The organism is Citrobacter sp. RHB35-C21 (genome assembly GCF_013816515.1).
Taxonomy (GTDB): Bacteria; Pseudomonadota; Gammaproteobacteria; order Enterobacterales; family Enterobacteriaceae; genus Citrobacter; species Citrobacter braakii.
Window position 1 is genome coordinate 1,777,968 of the sequence record NZ_CP057147.1, and the last position, 15,067, is coordinate 1,793,034.

General features: G+C 55.2%; 17 protein-coding genes. 16 read left to right on the forward strand and 1 reads right to left on the reverse strand.

Annotated features, from left to right (window positions below; translation table 11 throughout):
* The first annotated feature begins 222 nt into the window (after positions 1-222).
* On the forward strand, positions 223-1,884 hold the full coding sequence (gene mqo, locus HVZ39_RS08520; RefSeq protein ID WP_016153779.1) for a malate dehydrogenase (quinone): 1,662 nt from the start codon (positions 223-225) through the stop codon (positions 1,882-1,884).
* A 47-nt stretch (positions 1,885-1,931) separates the two neighbouring features.
* Here mqo and eco read toward each other — a convergent pair whose 3' ends face one another.
* On the reverse strand, positions 1,932-2,429 hold the full coding sequence (gene eco / locus HVZ39_RS08525) for a serine protease inhibitor ecotin (protein WP_029139607.1): 498 nt from the start codon (positions 2,427-2,429) through the stop codon (positions 1,932-1,934).
* A gap of 413 nt (positions 2,430-2,842) precedes the next feature.
* Here eco and napF point away from each other — a divergent pair, with 413 nt between their 5' ends.
* From napF to HVZ39_RS08600, 15 genes are all read left to right on the forward strand, one after another.
* Complete coding sequence (napF, locus tag HVZ39_RS08530; protein ID WP_181633468.1) at positions 2,843-3,334, forward strand: ferredoxin-type protein NapF; 492 nt, start codon at positions 2,843-2,845, stop codon at positions 3,332-3,334.
* Positions 3,324-3,587, forward strand: a complete 264-nt coding sequence (gene napD / locus HVZ39_RS08535; protein ID WP_016153776.1) for a chaperone NapD — start codon at positions 3,324-3,326, stop codon at positions 3,585-3,587. Before napF ends, napD begins: the two co-directional genes overlap by 11 nt.
* A complete protein-coding gene (gene napA / locus HVZ39_RS08540) occupies positions 3,584-6,070 on the forward strand; it encodes a nitrate reductase catalytic subunit NapA (protein WP_016153775.1) in 2,487 nt (828 codons plus the stop codon). Before napD ends, napA begins: the two co-directional genes overlap by 4 nt.
* A gap of 6 nt (positions 6,071-6,076) precedes the next feature.
* Positions 6,077-6,772, forward strand: a complete 696-nt coding sequence (gene napG, locus HVZ39_RS08545; protein WP_016153774.1) for a ferredoxin-type protein NapG — start codon at positions 6,077-6,079, stop codon at positions 6,770-6,772.
* On the forward strand, positions 6,759-7,622 hold the full coding sequence (gene napH / locus HVZ39_RS08550) for a quinol dehydrogenase ferredoxin subunit NapH (protein ID WP_049041119.1): 864 nt from the start codon (positions 6,759-6,761) through the stop codon (positions 7,620-7,622). Before napG ends, napH begins: the two co-directional genes overlap by 14 nt.
* Positions 7,619-8,068, forward strand: a complete 450-nt coding sequence (napB, locus tag HVZ39_RS08555) for a nitrate reductase cytochrome c-type subunit (RefSeq protein ID WP_016153772.1) — start codon at positions 7,619-7,621, stop codon at positions 8,066-8,068. The genes napH and napB overlap by 4 nt, the downstream gene beginning before the upstream one ends.
* 9 nt (positions 8,069-8,077) lie before the next feature.
* Complete coding sequence (gene napC / locus HVZ39_RS08560) at positions 8,078-8,680, forward strand: cytochrome c-type protein NapC (RefSeq protein ID WP_003027548.1); 603 nt, start codon at positions 8,078-8,080, stop codon at positions 8,678-8,680.
* A gap of 20 nt (positions 8,681-8,700) precedes the next feature.
* Complete coding sequence (gene ccmA / locus HVZ39_RS08565; protein ID WP_016153771.1) at positions 8,701-9,321, forward strand: cytochrome c biogenesis heme-transporting ATPase CcmA; 621 nt, start codon at positions 8,701-8,703, stop codon at positions 9,319-9,321.
* The gene (gene ccmB, locus HVZ39_RS08570) at positions 9,318-9,977 is read left to right on the forward strand and encodes a heme exporter protein CcmB (protein WP_003027542.1); all 660 of its coding nucleotides are present in this window, start codon (positions 9,318-9,320) and stop codon (positions 9,975-9,977) included. Before ccmA ends, ccmB begins: the two co-directional genes overlap by 4 nt.
* 76 nt (positions 9,978-10,053) lie before the next feature.
* A complete protein-coding gene (locus HVZ39_RS08575; protein ID WP_016153769.1) occupies positions 10,054-10,791 on the forward strand; it encodes a heme ABC transporter permease in 738 nt (245 codons plus the stop codon).
* Positions 10,788-11,000 (forward strand): heme exporter protein CcmD, encoded by a 213-nt coding sequence (gene ccmD / locus HVZ39_RS08580; RefSeq protein WP_016153768.1) that lies wholly within the window; start codon positions 10,788-10,790, stop codon positions 10,998-11,000. The genes HVZ39_RS08575 and ccmD overlap by 4 nt, the downstream gene beginning before the upstream one ends.
* Positions 10,997-11,476, forward strand: coding sequence for a cytochrome c maturation protein CcmE (gene ccmE / locus HVZ39_RS08585; RefSeq protein ID WP_016153767.1), 480 nt, complete (start codon positions 10,997-10,999; stop codon positions 11,474-11,476). The genes ccmD and ccmE overlap by 4 nt, the downstream gene beginning before the upstream one ends.
* Entirely contained in the window at positions 11,473-13,428 is a 1,956-nt protein-coding gene (locus tag HVZ39_RS08590; RefSeq protein ID WP_016153766.1) for a heme lyase CcmF/NrfE family subunit, read from the forward strand. Before ccmE ends, HVZ39_RS08590 begins: the two co-directional genes overlap by 4 nt.
* Entirely contained in the window at positions 13,425-13,982 is a 558-nt protein-coding gene (gene dsbE, locus HVZ39_RS08595; protein ID WP_003834613.1) for a thiol:disulfide interchange protein DsbE, read from the forward strand. The genes HVZ39_RS08590 and dsbE overlap by 4 nt, the downstream gene beginning before the upstream one ends.
* Positions 13,979-15,028: a cytochrome c-type biogenesis protein CcmH gene (locus HVZ39_RS08600; protein WP_181633469.1), complete on the forward strand. Its 1,050-nt coding sequence runs from the start codon at positions 13,979-13,981 to the stop codon at positions 15,026-15,028. The genes dsbE and HVZ39_RS08600 overlap by 4 nt, the downstream gene beginning before the upstream one ends.
* Positions 15,029-15,067: the final 39 nt, after the last annotated feature.

The following is a 15,067-nucleotide window of genomic DNA, read 5'->3' on the forward strand; positions in this document are numbered from 1 at the left end:
GTGAATAGCAAAGCGCAGCATAGTACCTGTCTGACGGATCGGTTTCCAGAAATGATTGTCAATAACCGTATAAACTATCAACGTATTAATAACATTTTTAAAAATTAAATATAATTTATAAACAATATTTAAATATTTTTACTTAAGTGTTACCGTTGATACCGCTCGATTTTCACCTGCATTAAAAGCAAAAAGCGATACTAAAAGTAAGGCATTAACATTATGAAAAAAGTGACTGCCATGCTCTTCACCATGGCCGTTGGGCTGAATGTTGTCTCGATGGCGGCAAAAGCGAAAGCGGCGGAAGAGCAGGAAACGGATGTACTGTTGATTGGCGGCGGCATCATGAGCGCCACGCTGGGAACCTATTTACAGGAGCTGGAACCGCAATGGTCAATGACCATGGTTGAGCGACTGGATGGTGTAGCGCAGGAAAGCTCTAACGGCTGGAATAACGCCGGAACAGGCCACTCCGCACTGATGGAGCTGAACTACACGCCTAAAAAGGCCGACGGTAGCATCAGCATTGAAAAGGCAGTCGAAATCAACGAAGCCTTCCAGATCTCCCGCCAGTTTTGGGCCTATCAGGTTAATAATGGCGTAATGCATGAACCACGCTCATTTATCACCACCGTTCCGCACATGAGTTTTGTCTGGGGTGACGAGAACGTGAACTTCCTGCGTGCCCGTTACACCGCACTGCAGCAGAGCACGTTATTCCGTGGCATGCGTTATTCCGAAGATCACGCGCAGATTAAAGAGTGGGCGCCGCTGGTCATGGAAGGCCGCGATCCGAAGCAGAAAGTCGCGGCAACGCGTACCGAGATTGGTACTGACGTAAACTACGGCGAAATCACGCGCCAGCTGATTGCCTCGTTGCAGAAAAAGCCCAACTTTGCGCTGCAGCTGAGTACCGAAGTGCGTGGCTTTAAACGCAATGCCGACAATAGCTGGACCGTCACGGTCGCCGATCTGAAAAATAACGAAGCGGAACACGATATCAAGGCGAAGTTTGTCTTTATCGGTGCCGGTGGCGCTGCGCTGAAGCTGTTGCAGGAAACCGACATTCCTGAAGCGAAAGGTTATGCCGGATTCCCGGTTGGCGGGCAGTTCCTGGTTGCGGATAATCCGGACGTGGTGAATCGCCACCTGGCGAAAGTGTACGGTCAGGCCTCCGTTGGCGCGCCGCCGATGTCCGTGCCGCACATCGATACCCGTATCCTTGATGGCAAACGCGTCGTGCTGTTTGGGCCATTCGCGACATTCTCCACCAAGTTCCTGAAAAACGGTTCATTGTGGGATCTGCTCAGCTCGACCACCACCTCGAACTTTATGCCGATGGTCAACGTGGGTCTGGATAACTTCGATCTGGTGAAATATCTGGTAAGCCAGGTGATGCTCAGCGATGACGACCGTTTTGCCGCGCTGCAAGAGTACTATCCGCAGGCGAAAAAAGAAGACTGGCGTTTATGGCAGGCGGGCCAGCGTGTGCAGATCATTAAAAGTGATGCGGAGAAAGGCGGTGTACTGCGTCTGGGTACCGAAGTCGTCAGCGATAAAGAGGGCACCATTGCCGCGCTGCTGGGCGCTTCTCCGGGGGCATCAACCGCGGCGCCGATTATGCTGCATCTGATGGAAAAAGTGTTTAAAGATAAAGTGGCCAGCCCTGAGTGGCAGGCGAAACTGAAAACCATTATTCCGTCTTATGGTACCAAGCTGAACGGTAACGTTGAGGCTACGGAACAAGAGCTGCAATACACCAGTGATGTTCTGGGGCTGAAATATGACAAGCCGCAGGCTGCTGATGAAGCGCCGAAACCTCAGCTGAAACCTCAGGCGCAACCGCAGCCTGAGCAGAAAGCTGTAGCGGATATCGCACTGTAAATAAAATGCCGGATAAGGCGGTACGCCGCCCTCCGGCACATTCTTACTTATCGCGCGACTGCGTCCTGAATCTTCTCTTCCGCTTTCCAGATACGGTATTTCACTTCCACGTTCTCCGGCGTATAGACCACAATCGGTAACTTGCTGTTGTAGCGCAGCATGCCGTCATCACCCAGATACGCGGTAATAAATTTCTTCTCTTTCTTACCGTCCGGGCAGGCCATCATGGTTGAAACCGGAGACGTCACTTTGTCGAAGACATAGTAGTCATATCCCCAACCTTCCAGCGTTTTGCTGTCCAGTTCTCCGCCCAGGCGGTGTTGGTTGCAGTCAACTTCCAGCGTTTGTCCGATCAGCAGTTCTACTTTCAGAGTAGATTCATCTTTCTCAGGGGTAAGCTGAATAACCTGGCGCTTCATACCCTTTTCCGCCTTAGGATAAGGGGCGACTTTTTCCAGCGGCTGAGCGCCGGCATCGTTACTGGCAGCCCATGCAGAGGCGCTGGCAAAGGCGGCGAAAAGTACGGCAGGGACAATTGTTTTCATCTTATTGTTCACAGTGTTTCCTTTCTTCTGTCTTATGAACGAGTCTGGGGCAGGTTAACATATTTACATAATCGATTAATCTGGATTTACTTATATTTTAAGTGTATTTGGTAGGGGTCTGCTTTCAGACTAGCGATATATTCTAAGAATAATCTTAATTATAAAATCATTCTCTTTTTGAGATATTCGTTATATACAGTGTTATATAACTAATTGAAATGTGAGCAAAAGCGCATTTTTTCCCGCCAACTCAACACTCCTTTGATCCGGCAACAGCATTTACCCCGATTGGGGTATGCACCTCTAACACATCCTGAAATATCTTACGACTAAAAATAACTACTCATAAATAGTGCAGTTTTTTATGTCGTTCAACCCGCCAGGGAAGGGCGTCATTATGGAAGGACAATGTCATGGTTGATTTATCCCGTCGAGGCATGTTGACAGGCAGTTGGCGAAACGCCAACTCAGGGATCCGTCCGCCCTGGAGCAAGGAAGACTCTCACTTTCTGGCCCATTGCCTTCGTTGTGACGCCTGCATCCAGGCGTGTAAAACCGACATCCTGCAGCGAGGCCAGGGCGGTTACCCGAGCGTAAATTTCAAACACGGCGAGTGTAGCTTTTGCTATGCCTGCGCAGAGGCCTGTTCTGAATCCCTTTTTCTTCCGCGCCACACCAGGGCATGGGATCTGAATTTTACGATTGGGGAAAACTGTCTCGCACATCAGTCCGTTGAATGTCATCGCTGTCAGGATAGCTGTGAACCCATGGCCATAACCTTTCGTCCCACGCTGTCCGGCATTTATCAGCCGCAGCTCGACAATCAGGACTGTAACGGATGTGGCGCATGTGTCGCTATCTGCCCGGTATCAGCCATTAACGCGGAGTACAACCATGGACAATAACTGGCAGGTCTGCAGCCTGGTCGTTCAGGCCAAAAGTCAGCATATCAATGATATCGCCACGCAGTTGCGTTCATTCCCAGGTTGCGAAGTTGCACTCAGCGATGTGGAAAGCGGTCAACTGATCGTGGTGGTGGAAGCTGAGCACAGCGAAACGTTAATGAAAACTATTGAGTCAGTGCGCAACGTTGCGGGCGTGCTGGCGGTGTCGCTGGTTTATCACCAGCAGGATGAGCAAGGTGAGGAAACACCATGAAACTCAGTCGTCGTAGCTTTATGAAAGCTAACGCCGTTGCGGCCGCTGCGGCGGCTGCCGGGTTAAGCGTGCCGGGCGTAGCCCGTGCGGTAGTCGGTCAGCAAGAAGCCATCAAATGGGACAAAGCCCCGTGCCGTTTTTGCGGGACGGGCTGTGGCGTATTGGTCGGGACGCAGCAAGGGCGTGTTGTGGCATGCCAGGGCGATCCGGATGCGCCGGTTAACCGTGGGCTTAACTGCATCAAAGGTTACTTCCTGCCGAAAATCATGTACGGAAAAGACCGTTTAACGCAGCCGATGCTGCGCATGAAGGACGGTAAGTATCACAAAGAAGGCGAGTTCACCCCGATTAGCTGGGACCAGGCCTTTGACGTGATGGAAGAGAAATTCAAAACGTCCCTGAAAGAGAAAGGCCCGGAGTCTATCGGTATGTTCGGCTCGGGTCAGTGGACGATTTGGGAAGGTTATGCCGCTGCCAAATTGTTTAAAGCGGGTTTCCGTTCGAATAACATCGACCCGAACGCGCGTCACTGCATGGCGTCAGCGGTAGTCGGCTTTATGCGTACCTTCGGTATGGATGAACCGATGGGCTGCTATGACGATATCGAGCATGCAGATGCTTTCGTCCTGTGGGGCGCGAATATGGCGGAGATGCATCCGATCCTGTGGTCGCGCATCACCAACCGTCGTCTGTCCGATCCCAATGTTAATGTCGCAGTGCTCTCCACCTTCCAGCACCGCAGCTTTGAGCTGGCGGATAACGGCATGGTCTTCACGCCGCAAACCGATCTGGTGATCCTCAACTACATCGCTAACTACATCATTCAAAACAACGCGATCAACCAGGATTTCTTTAGCAAGCACGTTAATCTGCGTAAAGGCGTGACGGACATTGGCTACGGCCTGCGTCCAACCCATCCGCTGGAAAAAGCGGCGAAAAACCCGGGATCCGATGCCTCTGAGCCGATGAGCTTTGAGGATTACAAAGCCTTTGTTGCCGAGTACACGCTGGATAAAACCGCCGAAATGACCGGCGTACCGAAAGATCAGCTGGAACAGCTGGCGCAGCTGTATGCCGATCCGAAGAAAAAAGTCATCTCCTACTGGACGATGGGCTTCAACCAGCATACCCGCGGCGTGTGGGCCAACAACCTGGTCTATAACCTGCACCTGTTGACCGGTAAAATCTCCCAGCCAGGCTGCGGTCCGTTCTCTTTGACCGGTCAGCCTTCCGCCTGCGGTACCGCGCGTGAAGTCGGTACGTTCTCCCACCGTCTGCCTGCGGACATGGTGGTTACGAACGAAAAACACCGCGATATCTGCGAGAAGCACTGGAATATTCCGGCGGGGACCATTCCGGCAAAAATCGGTCTGCATGCCGTGGCGCAAGACCGTGCGCTGAAAGATGGCAAGCTCAATGTCTACTGGGCGATGTGTACCAACAACATGCAGGCCGGTCCGAACATCAACGAAGAGCGTATGCCGGGCTGGCGCGATCCGCGCAACTTCATCATCGTCTCCGATCCGTACCCGACGGTCAGCGCTCTGTCGGCCGACCTGATCCTGCCGACCGCGATGTGGGTAGAGAAAGAAGGTGCTTACGGTAATGCGGAACGCCGTACACAGTTCTGGCGTCAGCAGATTAAAGCGCCGGGTGAATCGAAATCGGATCTGTGGCAACTGGTGCAGTTCTCTCGTCGCTTCAAAACAGAAGAAGTGTGGCCGGAAGCGCTGTTGGCACAGAAACCGGAACTGCGCGGCAAAACGCTGTATGACGTACTGTTTGCCACGCCTGCAGTGACGAAATTCCCGGTGGCTGAACTGGCTGAAGATCAGCTGAACGATGAATCCCGCGAGCTGGGTTTCTATCTGCAAAAAGGGCTGTTCGAAGAGTACGCCTGGTTTGGTCGCGGTCACGGGCATGACCTTGCGCCATTTGACGATTACCACAAAGCGCGCGGTTTACGCTGGCCGGTCGTTGAGGGCAAAGAGACCCAGTGGCGCTACAGCGAAGGCAACGACCCTTACGTCAAAGCGGGCGAAAGCTACAAGTTCTACGGTAAGCCGGACGGCAAAGCGGTCATCTTCGCGCTGCCATTTGAACCTGCCGCAGAAGCGCCGGATAAAGAGTACGACCTGTGGCTGTCTACCGGACGAGTGCTGGAGCACTGGCATACCGGCAGCATGACGCGTCGCGTACCTGAGCTGCACCGTGCTTTCCCGGAAGCTGTGCTGTTTATCCATCCGCTGGATGCAAAAGCACGCGATCTGCGCCGTGGCGACAAAGTCAAAGTGGTTTCCCGTCGTGGTGAAGTTATCTCGATAGTTGAAACGCGCGGGCGTAACCGTCCACCGCAGGGGCTGGTCTACATGCCGTTCTTCGACGCCGCACAGCTGGTGAACAACCTGACGCTGGATGCGACGGATCCGCTCTCCAAAGAGACGGATTTCAAGAAGTGCGCTGTGAAACTGGCGAAGGTGTAACGCGTTATGTCCCGGTCAGCAAAACCCCAAAATGGCCGCCGCCGCTTTCTGCGCGATATGGTTCGCGCAGCGGGCGGACTGGCCGTCGTTGGCGTGGCGCTGGGGTTGCAACAGCAAACCGCACGTGCAACCGGCGTGCGGCTACGCCCGCCAGGCGCACTGAGCGAGGAGGCATTCGCCAGTGCCTGCGTGCGCTGTGGTCAGTGCGTTCAGGCCTGCCCGTATGACACGCTGAAGCTGGCGACGCTGGCCTCAGGGCTGGCTGCTGGTACGCCGTATTTTGTCGCGCGTGATATTCCCTGCGAAATGTGTGAAGACATTCCGTGCGCCAAAGTTTGCCCCAGCGGCGCGTTGGACAGGGACATTGAATCTATTGACGATTCACGCATGGGGCTGGCGGTACTGCTGGATCACGAAAACTGCCTCAACTATCAGGGATTACGCTGCGACGTTTGCTATCGCGAATGCCCGAAAATCGATGAGGCTATCACCCTGGAGCTGGACCGCAACATGCGTACCGGCAAGCATGCGCGGTTTATTCCGACCGTACACAGCGATGCCTGTACCGGCTGCGGGAAATGCGAAAAAGTCTGCGTCCTGGAGCAGCCAGCAATAAAAGTGCTGCCCCTGTCGCTGGCGAAAGGGGAGTTAGGACACCATTACCGCTTCGGTTGGCTGGAGGGGAACAATGGCAAATCGTAAACGTGACGCCGGGCGTGAAGCGCAGGTAAAAAAAGGATGGTGGAAGAGTCATCGCTGGCTGGTGCTGCGTCGTCTGAGCCAGTTTCTGATACTGGCGATGTTCCTTAGCGGCCCATGGCTTGGCGTCTGGATCCTGCATGGCAATTACAGTAGCAGCCTGTTGCTGGACTCCATCCCGTTCACCGATCCGTTGATTACCCTGCAAAGCCTGGCCAGCGGGCACCTGCCGGCGACGGTTGCGTTAACGGGGGCGGTCATCATCACGGTGCTGTATGCCCTGGCGGGTAAACGACTGTTTTGCAGTTGGGTTTGTCCCATGAACCCTGTCACCGATTTAGCCAGTTGGTTGCGCAGAAGGTTTGACCTGAATCAGTCTGCAACCCTGCCGCGCCATATACGGTACGTCCTGCTGGTGGTTATCCTGGTCGGTTCCGCCGTGACCGGTACGCTGCTGTGGGAGTGGATAAACCCAGTCTCCCTGCTCGGACGGAGTCTGGTCATGGGATTTGGCAGCGGAGCGCTGCTGATCCTCGCGCTGTTTTTATTTGATCTACTGGTCGTTGAGCATGGCTGGTGCGGGCATCTTTGCCCACTGGGTGCGCTGTATAGCGTGGTGGGGAGTAAAGGTGCATTAACCGTTTCGGCAAAAGAACGTAACAGATGTAACCGCTGTATGGATTGTTTTCATGTTTGCCCGGAACCGCATGTGCTACGTGCGCCGGTGCTGGATGAGCAAAGTCCGGTGCAGGTAACCAGCCGCGATTGCATGGCCTGCGGTCGCTGTGTGGATGTCTGTTCTGAGGATGTTTTTACAATAACAACACGATGGAGTTCGGGAGCGAAATCATGAAAAGCCATGACCTGATTAAAGCGCTGAGTCAATGGACGGCTGCGCTGGCCCTGGTAGTCAGTGGGGCCGTTTGGGCTGCAAACGGAGTGGATCTGAGCCAGTCACCAGAAGTCTCAGGGACACAAGAAGGGGCGATTCGCATGCCGAAAGAGCAAGTGCGTATGCCGCTGAACTATGTGAATCAGCCGCCGATGGTTCCGCACAGCGTTGAAGGGTATCAGGTGACGACTAACACTAACCGCTGCCTGCAATGTCACGGTGTGGAAAGCTATCGCACCACCGGTGCGCCGCGCATCAGTCCGACGCACTTTATGGACAGCGACGGTAAGGTATTGGCTGAAGTCGCGCCGCGTCGTTATTTCTGCCTGCAATGTCACGTTCCGCAGGCTGACGCCGCGCCGATTGTTGAAAATACCTTCACCCCCTCGAAAGGTTACGGGAAATAAGAGGTCATTATGGAAAATTCTAACCGTAAACCAGGCTGGATTAAGCGCGTCTGGCAATGGTGGCGTCGCCCCAGCCGTCTGGCGCTCGGCACGCTGTTGTTAATCGGCTTTGTGGGCGGCATTATTTTCTGGGGCGGCTTTAATACCGGTATGGAAAAGGCCAATACAGAAGAGTTCTGCATTAGCTGTCACGAAATGCGCAATACGGTGTACCAGGAATACATGGAAACCGTACACTACAACAACCGTAGTGGTGTGCGAGCGACTTGCCCTGATTGCCACGTCCCACATGAGTGGGGTCCGAAAATGATTCGTAAGATCAAGGCCAGTAAAGAGCTGTACGCGAAAGCACTGGGGCTGATAGATACACCGCAGAAATTTGAAGACCATCGTTTAACGATGGCGCAAAATGAGTGGCGGCGTATGAAAGATAACAATTCGCAAGAGTGTCGAAACTGTCACAACTTCGAGTTTATGGATTTAACCGCCCAGAAAGGCGTTGCGGCCAAAATGCACGACCAGGCCGTGAAAGACGGGCAAACCTGTATTGACTGTCATAAAGGGATAGCGCACAAACTGCCTGATATGCGCGAAGTCAAACCGGGATTTTAACAGGATGTAGATAACCAGGTATGCTTGAAGCCAGAGAATTACTTTGCGAGCGGGATGACAGAATACTGTTCAGCGATTTGTCATTTCGCGTTAACGCAGGGGAATGGGTACAAATTACCGGCAGCAACGGCGCAGGGAAAACCACTTTGCTGCGGTTACTTACCGGGCTGGCGCGTCCCGACGCAGGGGAGGTTTGCTGGCAAGAGCAACCGCTGCATCACGTGCGGGACAGCTACCATCAACAACTGCTGTGGATCGGACATCAGCCGGGGATAAAAACCCGGCTTTCGGCGTTGGAAAACCTGCGTTTCTTCCACCATGACGGCGACGTCGCACAGTGTCTGGCTGCGCTGGCGCAGGCGGGGCTTGCCGGATATGAAGACATCCCGGTGAATCAACTCTCCGCCGGACAACAGCGGCGCGTGGCGCTGGCCCGTTTGTGGCTGACCCGCGCCCGGCTGTGGATCCTCGACGAACCCTTTACCGCCATTGATGTGAACGGCGTTGAGCGACTGACTCAGCGTATGGCGCAGCATACGGAGCAGGGCGGTATTGTTATTCTCACCACCCACCAACCGCTCAATGTCGAGACCGATAAAGTGCGACGTATTGCGCTGACCAGCGAGAGGGCAACGCAATGATGTGGCGAATCTTCCGTTTAGAACTACGAGTTGCGTTTCGTCATAGTGCGGAAATCGCCAATCCTTTATGGTTCTTCCTGATTGTTATTACGCTGTTCCCGCTGAGCATTGGGCCGGAGCCGCAACTGCTGGCGCGTATTGCGCCGGGCATCATCTGGGTTGCGGCGCTGCTGGCGTCGTTGCTGGCGCTGGAGCGCCTGTTTCGTGATGATCTGCAGGACGGCAGCCTTGAGCAACTGATGCTGCTGCCGCTGCCGCTGCCGGCAGTGGTGCTGGCGAAAGTGATGGCGCACTGGGTCGTGACCGGCCTGCCGCTGCTGATCCTCTCGCCGCTGGTGGCGTTGCTGCTGGGCATGGACATGTACGGCTGGAAAATTATGGCGCTGACCTTGTTACTCGGGACGCCTACGCTGGGCTTCCTCGGCGCGCCGGGCGTGGGGTTGACGGTGGGCTTAAAGCGCGGCGGCGTGCTGTTAAGCGTACTGGTACTCCCGCTCACCATACCCTTACTGATTTTTGCGACCGCGGCGATGGATGCGGCTTCCATGCACTTACCGGTTGAAGGGTACATGGCGATTCTGGGCGCGTTGCTGGTCGGCAGCGCCACGCTAAGCCCGTTTGCCACAGCTGCGGCGTTACGGATCAGCGTGCAGTAGCGCAGTTGAGATATGCAGGCCGGGCAAGGCGCTCCGGCACAATGGATATTAATTTACGGAGTCTGGTGACTGAACTATGTGGAAAACACTTCATCAATTGGCGATGCCTCCTCGGCTCTATCAGATCTGCGGCTGGTTTATCCCGTGGCTGGCGATTGCCAGCGCGGTGGTACTGATAACCGGATTGATCTGGGGCTTTGGCTTCGCGCCTGCGGATTATCAGCAGGGGCAGAGCTATCGCATTATTTATCTGCACGTTCCGGCAGCAATCTGGTCGATGGGGATTTATGCATCGATGGCCGTTGCCGCGTTTATTGGCCTGGTCTGGCAGATGAAAATGGCCAATCTGGCGCTGGCCGCGATGGCGCCCATTGGTGCCGTGTTTACCTTTATTGCGCTGGTGACGGGCTCTGCATGGGGCAAACCGATGTGGGGCACCTGGTGGGTCTGGGATGCCCGACTCACCTCTGAACTGGTATTGCTGTTTCTCTACGTCGGCGCCATTGCGCTGTGGCATGCCTTTGACGACCGCCGTCTGGCTGGTCGCGCTGCCGGCATTCTGGTGCTGATTGGCGTGGTCAACTTGCCGATTATTCACTACTCGGTCGAGTGGTGGAATACGCTGCATCAGGGGTCGACCCGTATGCAGCAGAGTATCGATCCGGCAATGCGCGCGCCGCTGCGTCTGGCGATCGTCGGCTACCTGTTACTGTTTGTCACGCTGGCGCTGATGCGCATGCGTAACCTGATTTTGATGATGGAAAAACGCCGCCCGTGGGTGAGCGAACTGATCTTAAAAAGAGGCCGCCAATGACCCCTGCATTTGCATCATGGAGTGATTTTTTCGCGATGGGCGGTTACGCCTTGTATGTCTGGCTGGCTGTGGCGATGAGCATTGTCCCGCTGGTGGCGCTGGTGCTGCATTCTGCGTTACAGCATCGTGCAATCTTACGCGGTGTCGCGCAGCAGCGGGCGAGAGAAGCGCGCATGCGTGCGGCGCAAGTGCAACGGGAGGCGGCGTGAATATTCGACGTAAAAATCGGTTATGGATAGCCTGCGCGGTCCTGGCAGGTCTGGCTTTGACCATTTCGCTGGTGCTCTACGCGCTGCGTTCCAATATCGATCTGTTCTATACGCCGGGAGAGATACTCTACGGTAAGCGCGAAACGCAGCAAATGCCTGAAGTCGGCCAGCGCCTGCGCGTGGGCGGTATGGTTATGCCTGGCAGCGTAAAGCGCGATCCGCAGTCGCTGAAGGTGAATTTCAGCATCTATGACGCCGAAGGTGTGGTGGATGTCACCTATGAAGGCATTCTGCCGGATCTGTTCCGCGAAGGGCAGGGCGTCGTCGTTCAGGGCGAACTGGACGGGGGAAATCATGTGCAGGCCAAAGAAGTGCTTGCTAAACATGATGAAAATTACACCCCGCCGGAAGTCGAAAAAGCGATGCAGGAAAACCACCGTCGCCCGGAAAGTGTTTATAAGGATAAAACGTCATGATGCCTGAAATTGGCAATGCGCTGTTGTGCCTTGCGCTTGGCGTTGCATTACTGCTGTCGGTCTATCCGCTGTGGGGCGTAGCGCGCGGCGACGTGCGGATGATGGCCTCCGCGCGTCCCTTTGCCTGGGTACTGTTTATCTGTGTGATGGGGGCGTTCCTGATTCTGGTCAACGCCTTCGTGGTTAATGACTTTACCGTGACCTACGTCGCCAGCAACTCCAACACCCAGCTTCCGGTCTGGTATCGGGTGGCGGCGACGTGGGGGGCGCATGAAGGCTCGTTGCTGCTGTGGGTGCTGCTGATGAGCGGCTGGACGTTCGCCGTTGCGGCGTTCAGCCAGCGCATGCCGCTGGATATCGTCGCCCGCGTGCTGGCAGTCATGGGAATGGTCAGCGTCGGTTTCCTGCTATTTATTCTGTTTACCTCCAACCCGTTTGCCCGCACGTTGCCGAACTTCCCGATTGAAGGACGTGACCTGAACCCGCTGTTGCAGGATCCGGGGCTGATTTTCCATCCGCCGCTGCTGTACATGGGGTATGTCGGCTTCTCGGTCGCCTTTGCGTTTGCGATTGCTGCGCTGATGAGCGGACGACTGGACAGCACATTCGCCCGTTTTTCGCGTCCGTGGACGCTGGCGGCGTGGGTGTTTCTGACGCTGGGCATTGTGCTCGGTTCGGCCTGGGCCTATTACGAGCTGGGCTGGGGCGGCTGGTGGTTCTGGGATCCGGTTGAAAACGCCTCGTTTATGCCATGGCTGGTGGGAACGGCGCTGATGCACTCGTTGTCGGTAACCGAACAGCGCGCCAGCTTTAAAGCCTGGACGCTGCTGCTGTCAATCTGCGCATTCTCACTTTGTCTGTTAGGTACTTTCCTGGTGCGCTCCGGCGTACTGGTGTCGGTACATGCTTTCGCCTCCGATCCGTCGCGCGGGATGTTTATTCTGGCCTTTATGGTGCTGGTAATTGGCGGCTCCCTGCTGCTGTTTGCGGTGCGCGGTCACAAGGTTCGCTCACGGGTGAACAACGCGCTGTGGTCGCGTGAATCACTGCTGCTGGGGAATAACGTCCTGCTGATTGCCGCCATGCTGGTGGTGCTACTGGGCACACTGCTGCCGCTGGTGCACAAACAGCTGGGGCTGGGCAGCATTTCGATTGGCGAGCCGTTTTTCAACACCATGTTCACCTGGCTGATGGCGCCGTTCGCACTGTTGTTGGGGATTGGGCCATTAGTGCGCTGGGGCCGTGACCGACCGCGTAAACTGAAAACGTTATTGCTTATCGCGTTTGTCACCACCCTTGTTCTGTCGCTGCTGCTGCCGTGGCTGCTTGAGGATCGCATTGCCGCCATGACAGTGGTGGGGCTGGCGATGGCGTGCTGGATATTCGTACTGGCGATGTCCGAAGCGTTCCTGCGTATTTCCCGTGGGACAAAGCTGACGCCAAGCTACTGGGGCATGGTATCGGGTCACGTTGGGCTGGCGATTACCATTGTTGGTATTGCCTTTAGCCAGAACTACAGCGTTGAACGCGATGTGCGCATGAAAGCGGGTGATAGCGTTAGTATCCATAACTATCAGTTCACTTTCCGCGAAGTGAAAGATATTACCGGGCCAAACTACCGGGGGGGCGTTGCCATTATTGGGGTTACCCGAGATGGTAAGCCAGAAGCCACGCTGCATGCGGAAAAACGCTTCTATAACAGCACCAGTTCGATGATGACCGAAGCGGCAATTGACGGCGGATTCACGCGCGATCTGTACGCTGCGCTGGGTGAAGAACTGGATAATGGCGCATGGGCTGTACGCCTGTACTACAAACCGTTTATTCGCTGGATTTGGGCCGGAGGATTGCTGATGGCGCTGGGCGGGTTGTTCTGCCTGTTTGATCCACGCTATCGCCAGCGGACGCGTCCTCGCGCCGCGGTGCAAAAAAATGCGTCGGAGGCTGTATGAAGCGCAACGCACTGTTAATTCCGTTTATTATTTTTCTCATCATTGCGGCGGCGCTGTTGTGGCAGCTCGCGCGTAACGCTCAGGGGGACGATCCCACTAATCTGGAATCGGCGCTGATCGGCAAACCTGTTCCGACATTCCGCCTGGAGTCACTGGAAAATCCGGGTCAGCACTATCAGGCCGATGTGCTGACGCAGGGCAAACCGGTATTGCTGAACGTCTGGGCGACCTGGTGCCCGACCTGTCGCGCCGAGCATCAGTATCTGAATCAGCTGTCTGCGCAAGGCGTGCGGGTAGTGGGTCTGAACTATAAAGATGATCGTCAGAAAGCCATTGTCTGGCTGAAAGAGCTGGGTAATCCTTACTCATTAAGTCTGTTTGACGGCGACGGTATGCTCGGTCTGGATCTTGGCGTGTACGGTGCTCCGGAGACGTTCCTGATCGACGGCAAAGGCATTATTCGCTATCGCCATGCCGGCGATCTGAACGCCCGGGTGTGGGAGAGCGAGATCAAACCGTTATGGGACAAGTACAGTAAGGAGGCTGCGCAATGAGATTTTTACTGGGCCTGCTAATGCTGGTTATCTCGGGAGCCGCGCTTGCGACTATCGACGTGATGCAGTTTAAGGACGAAGCGCAGGAGCAGCAGTTCCGCCAGCTTACTGAACAACTGCGTTGTCCTAAATGCCAGAACAACAGCATTGCCGATTCTAACTCGATGATTGCCACCGACCTGCGTCAGAAAGTGTACGAACTGATGCAGGAAGGAAAAAGCCAGAAAGAAATTGTCGATTACATGGTGGCGCGCTACGGCAACTTCGTCACGTACGATCCGCCGTTAACGCCGCTCACCGTGCTGCTGTGGGTGATGCCGGTGGTAGCGATTGGTGTGGGGGGCTGGATTATTTTCGCCCGTACTCGCCGACGCGTTCGGGTGAAACAGGAAGCGTTTCCTGACGATGTTATTCCGAATGGCAAGCGCGGTGGATTCGGGTTGTTTGTACCTGGTATCGTGGTGGCGCTGGTGGTTGGCGCAGTAAGCTATTACCAAACCGGCAGCTATAAGCCGGTTCAGGTCTGGCAGCAGGCCACTGCTCAGGCTCCGGCGCTGCTGGAGCGGGCGTTGGATCCGAAAGCGGAACCGCTCAATGAAGAAGATATGGCGCGTCTGGCGCTGGGGCTGCGCACACGTTTACAAGCCGATCCCGCAAATGTTGAAGGCTGGATCATGCTTGGACGCATTGGCATGGTTCTCGGTAACGCCAGTACGGCCACTGAAGCCTATGCCAATGCCTATCGACTGGATCCTAAAAACAGCGATGCGGCGCTGGGCTATGCGGAAGCGCTGACCCGTTCTTCCGATCCTGATGATAACCGTCGGGGAGGGGAGCTGTTACGCCAACTGGTGCGTGGCGAACATGCCAATGTGCGAGTTCTCAGCATGTACGCTTTCAACGCCTTTGAACAGCAGCGCTTCGGCGAGGCGGTTGCGGCGTGGGAGATGATGCTGAAACTATTACCTGCCAACGATACCCGTCGGGCGGTAATAGAACGGAGCATTAAGCAGGCGATGGAGCAGCTAACGCCGCAGGAGAAATAAGTATCCAGAATAGCCCCGATAGCGCTTCGCATATCGGGG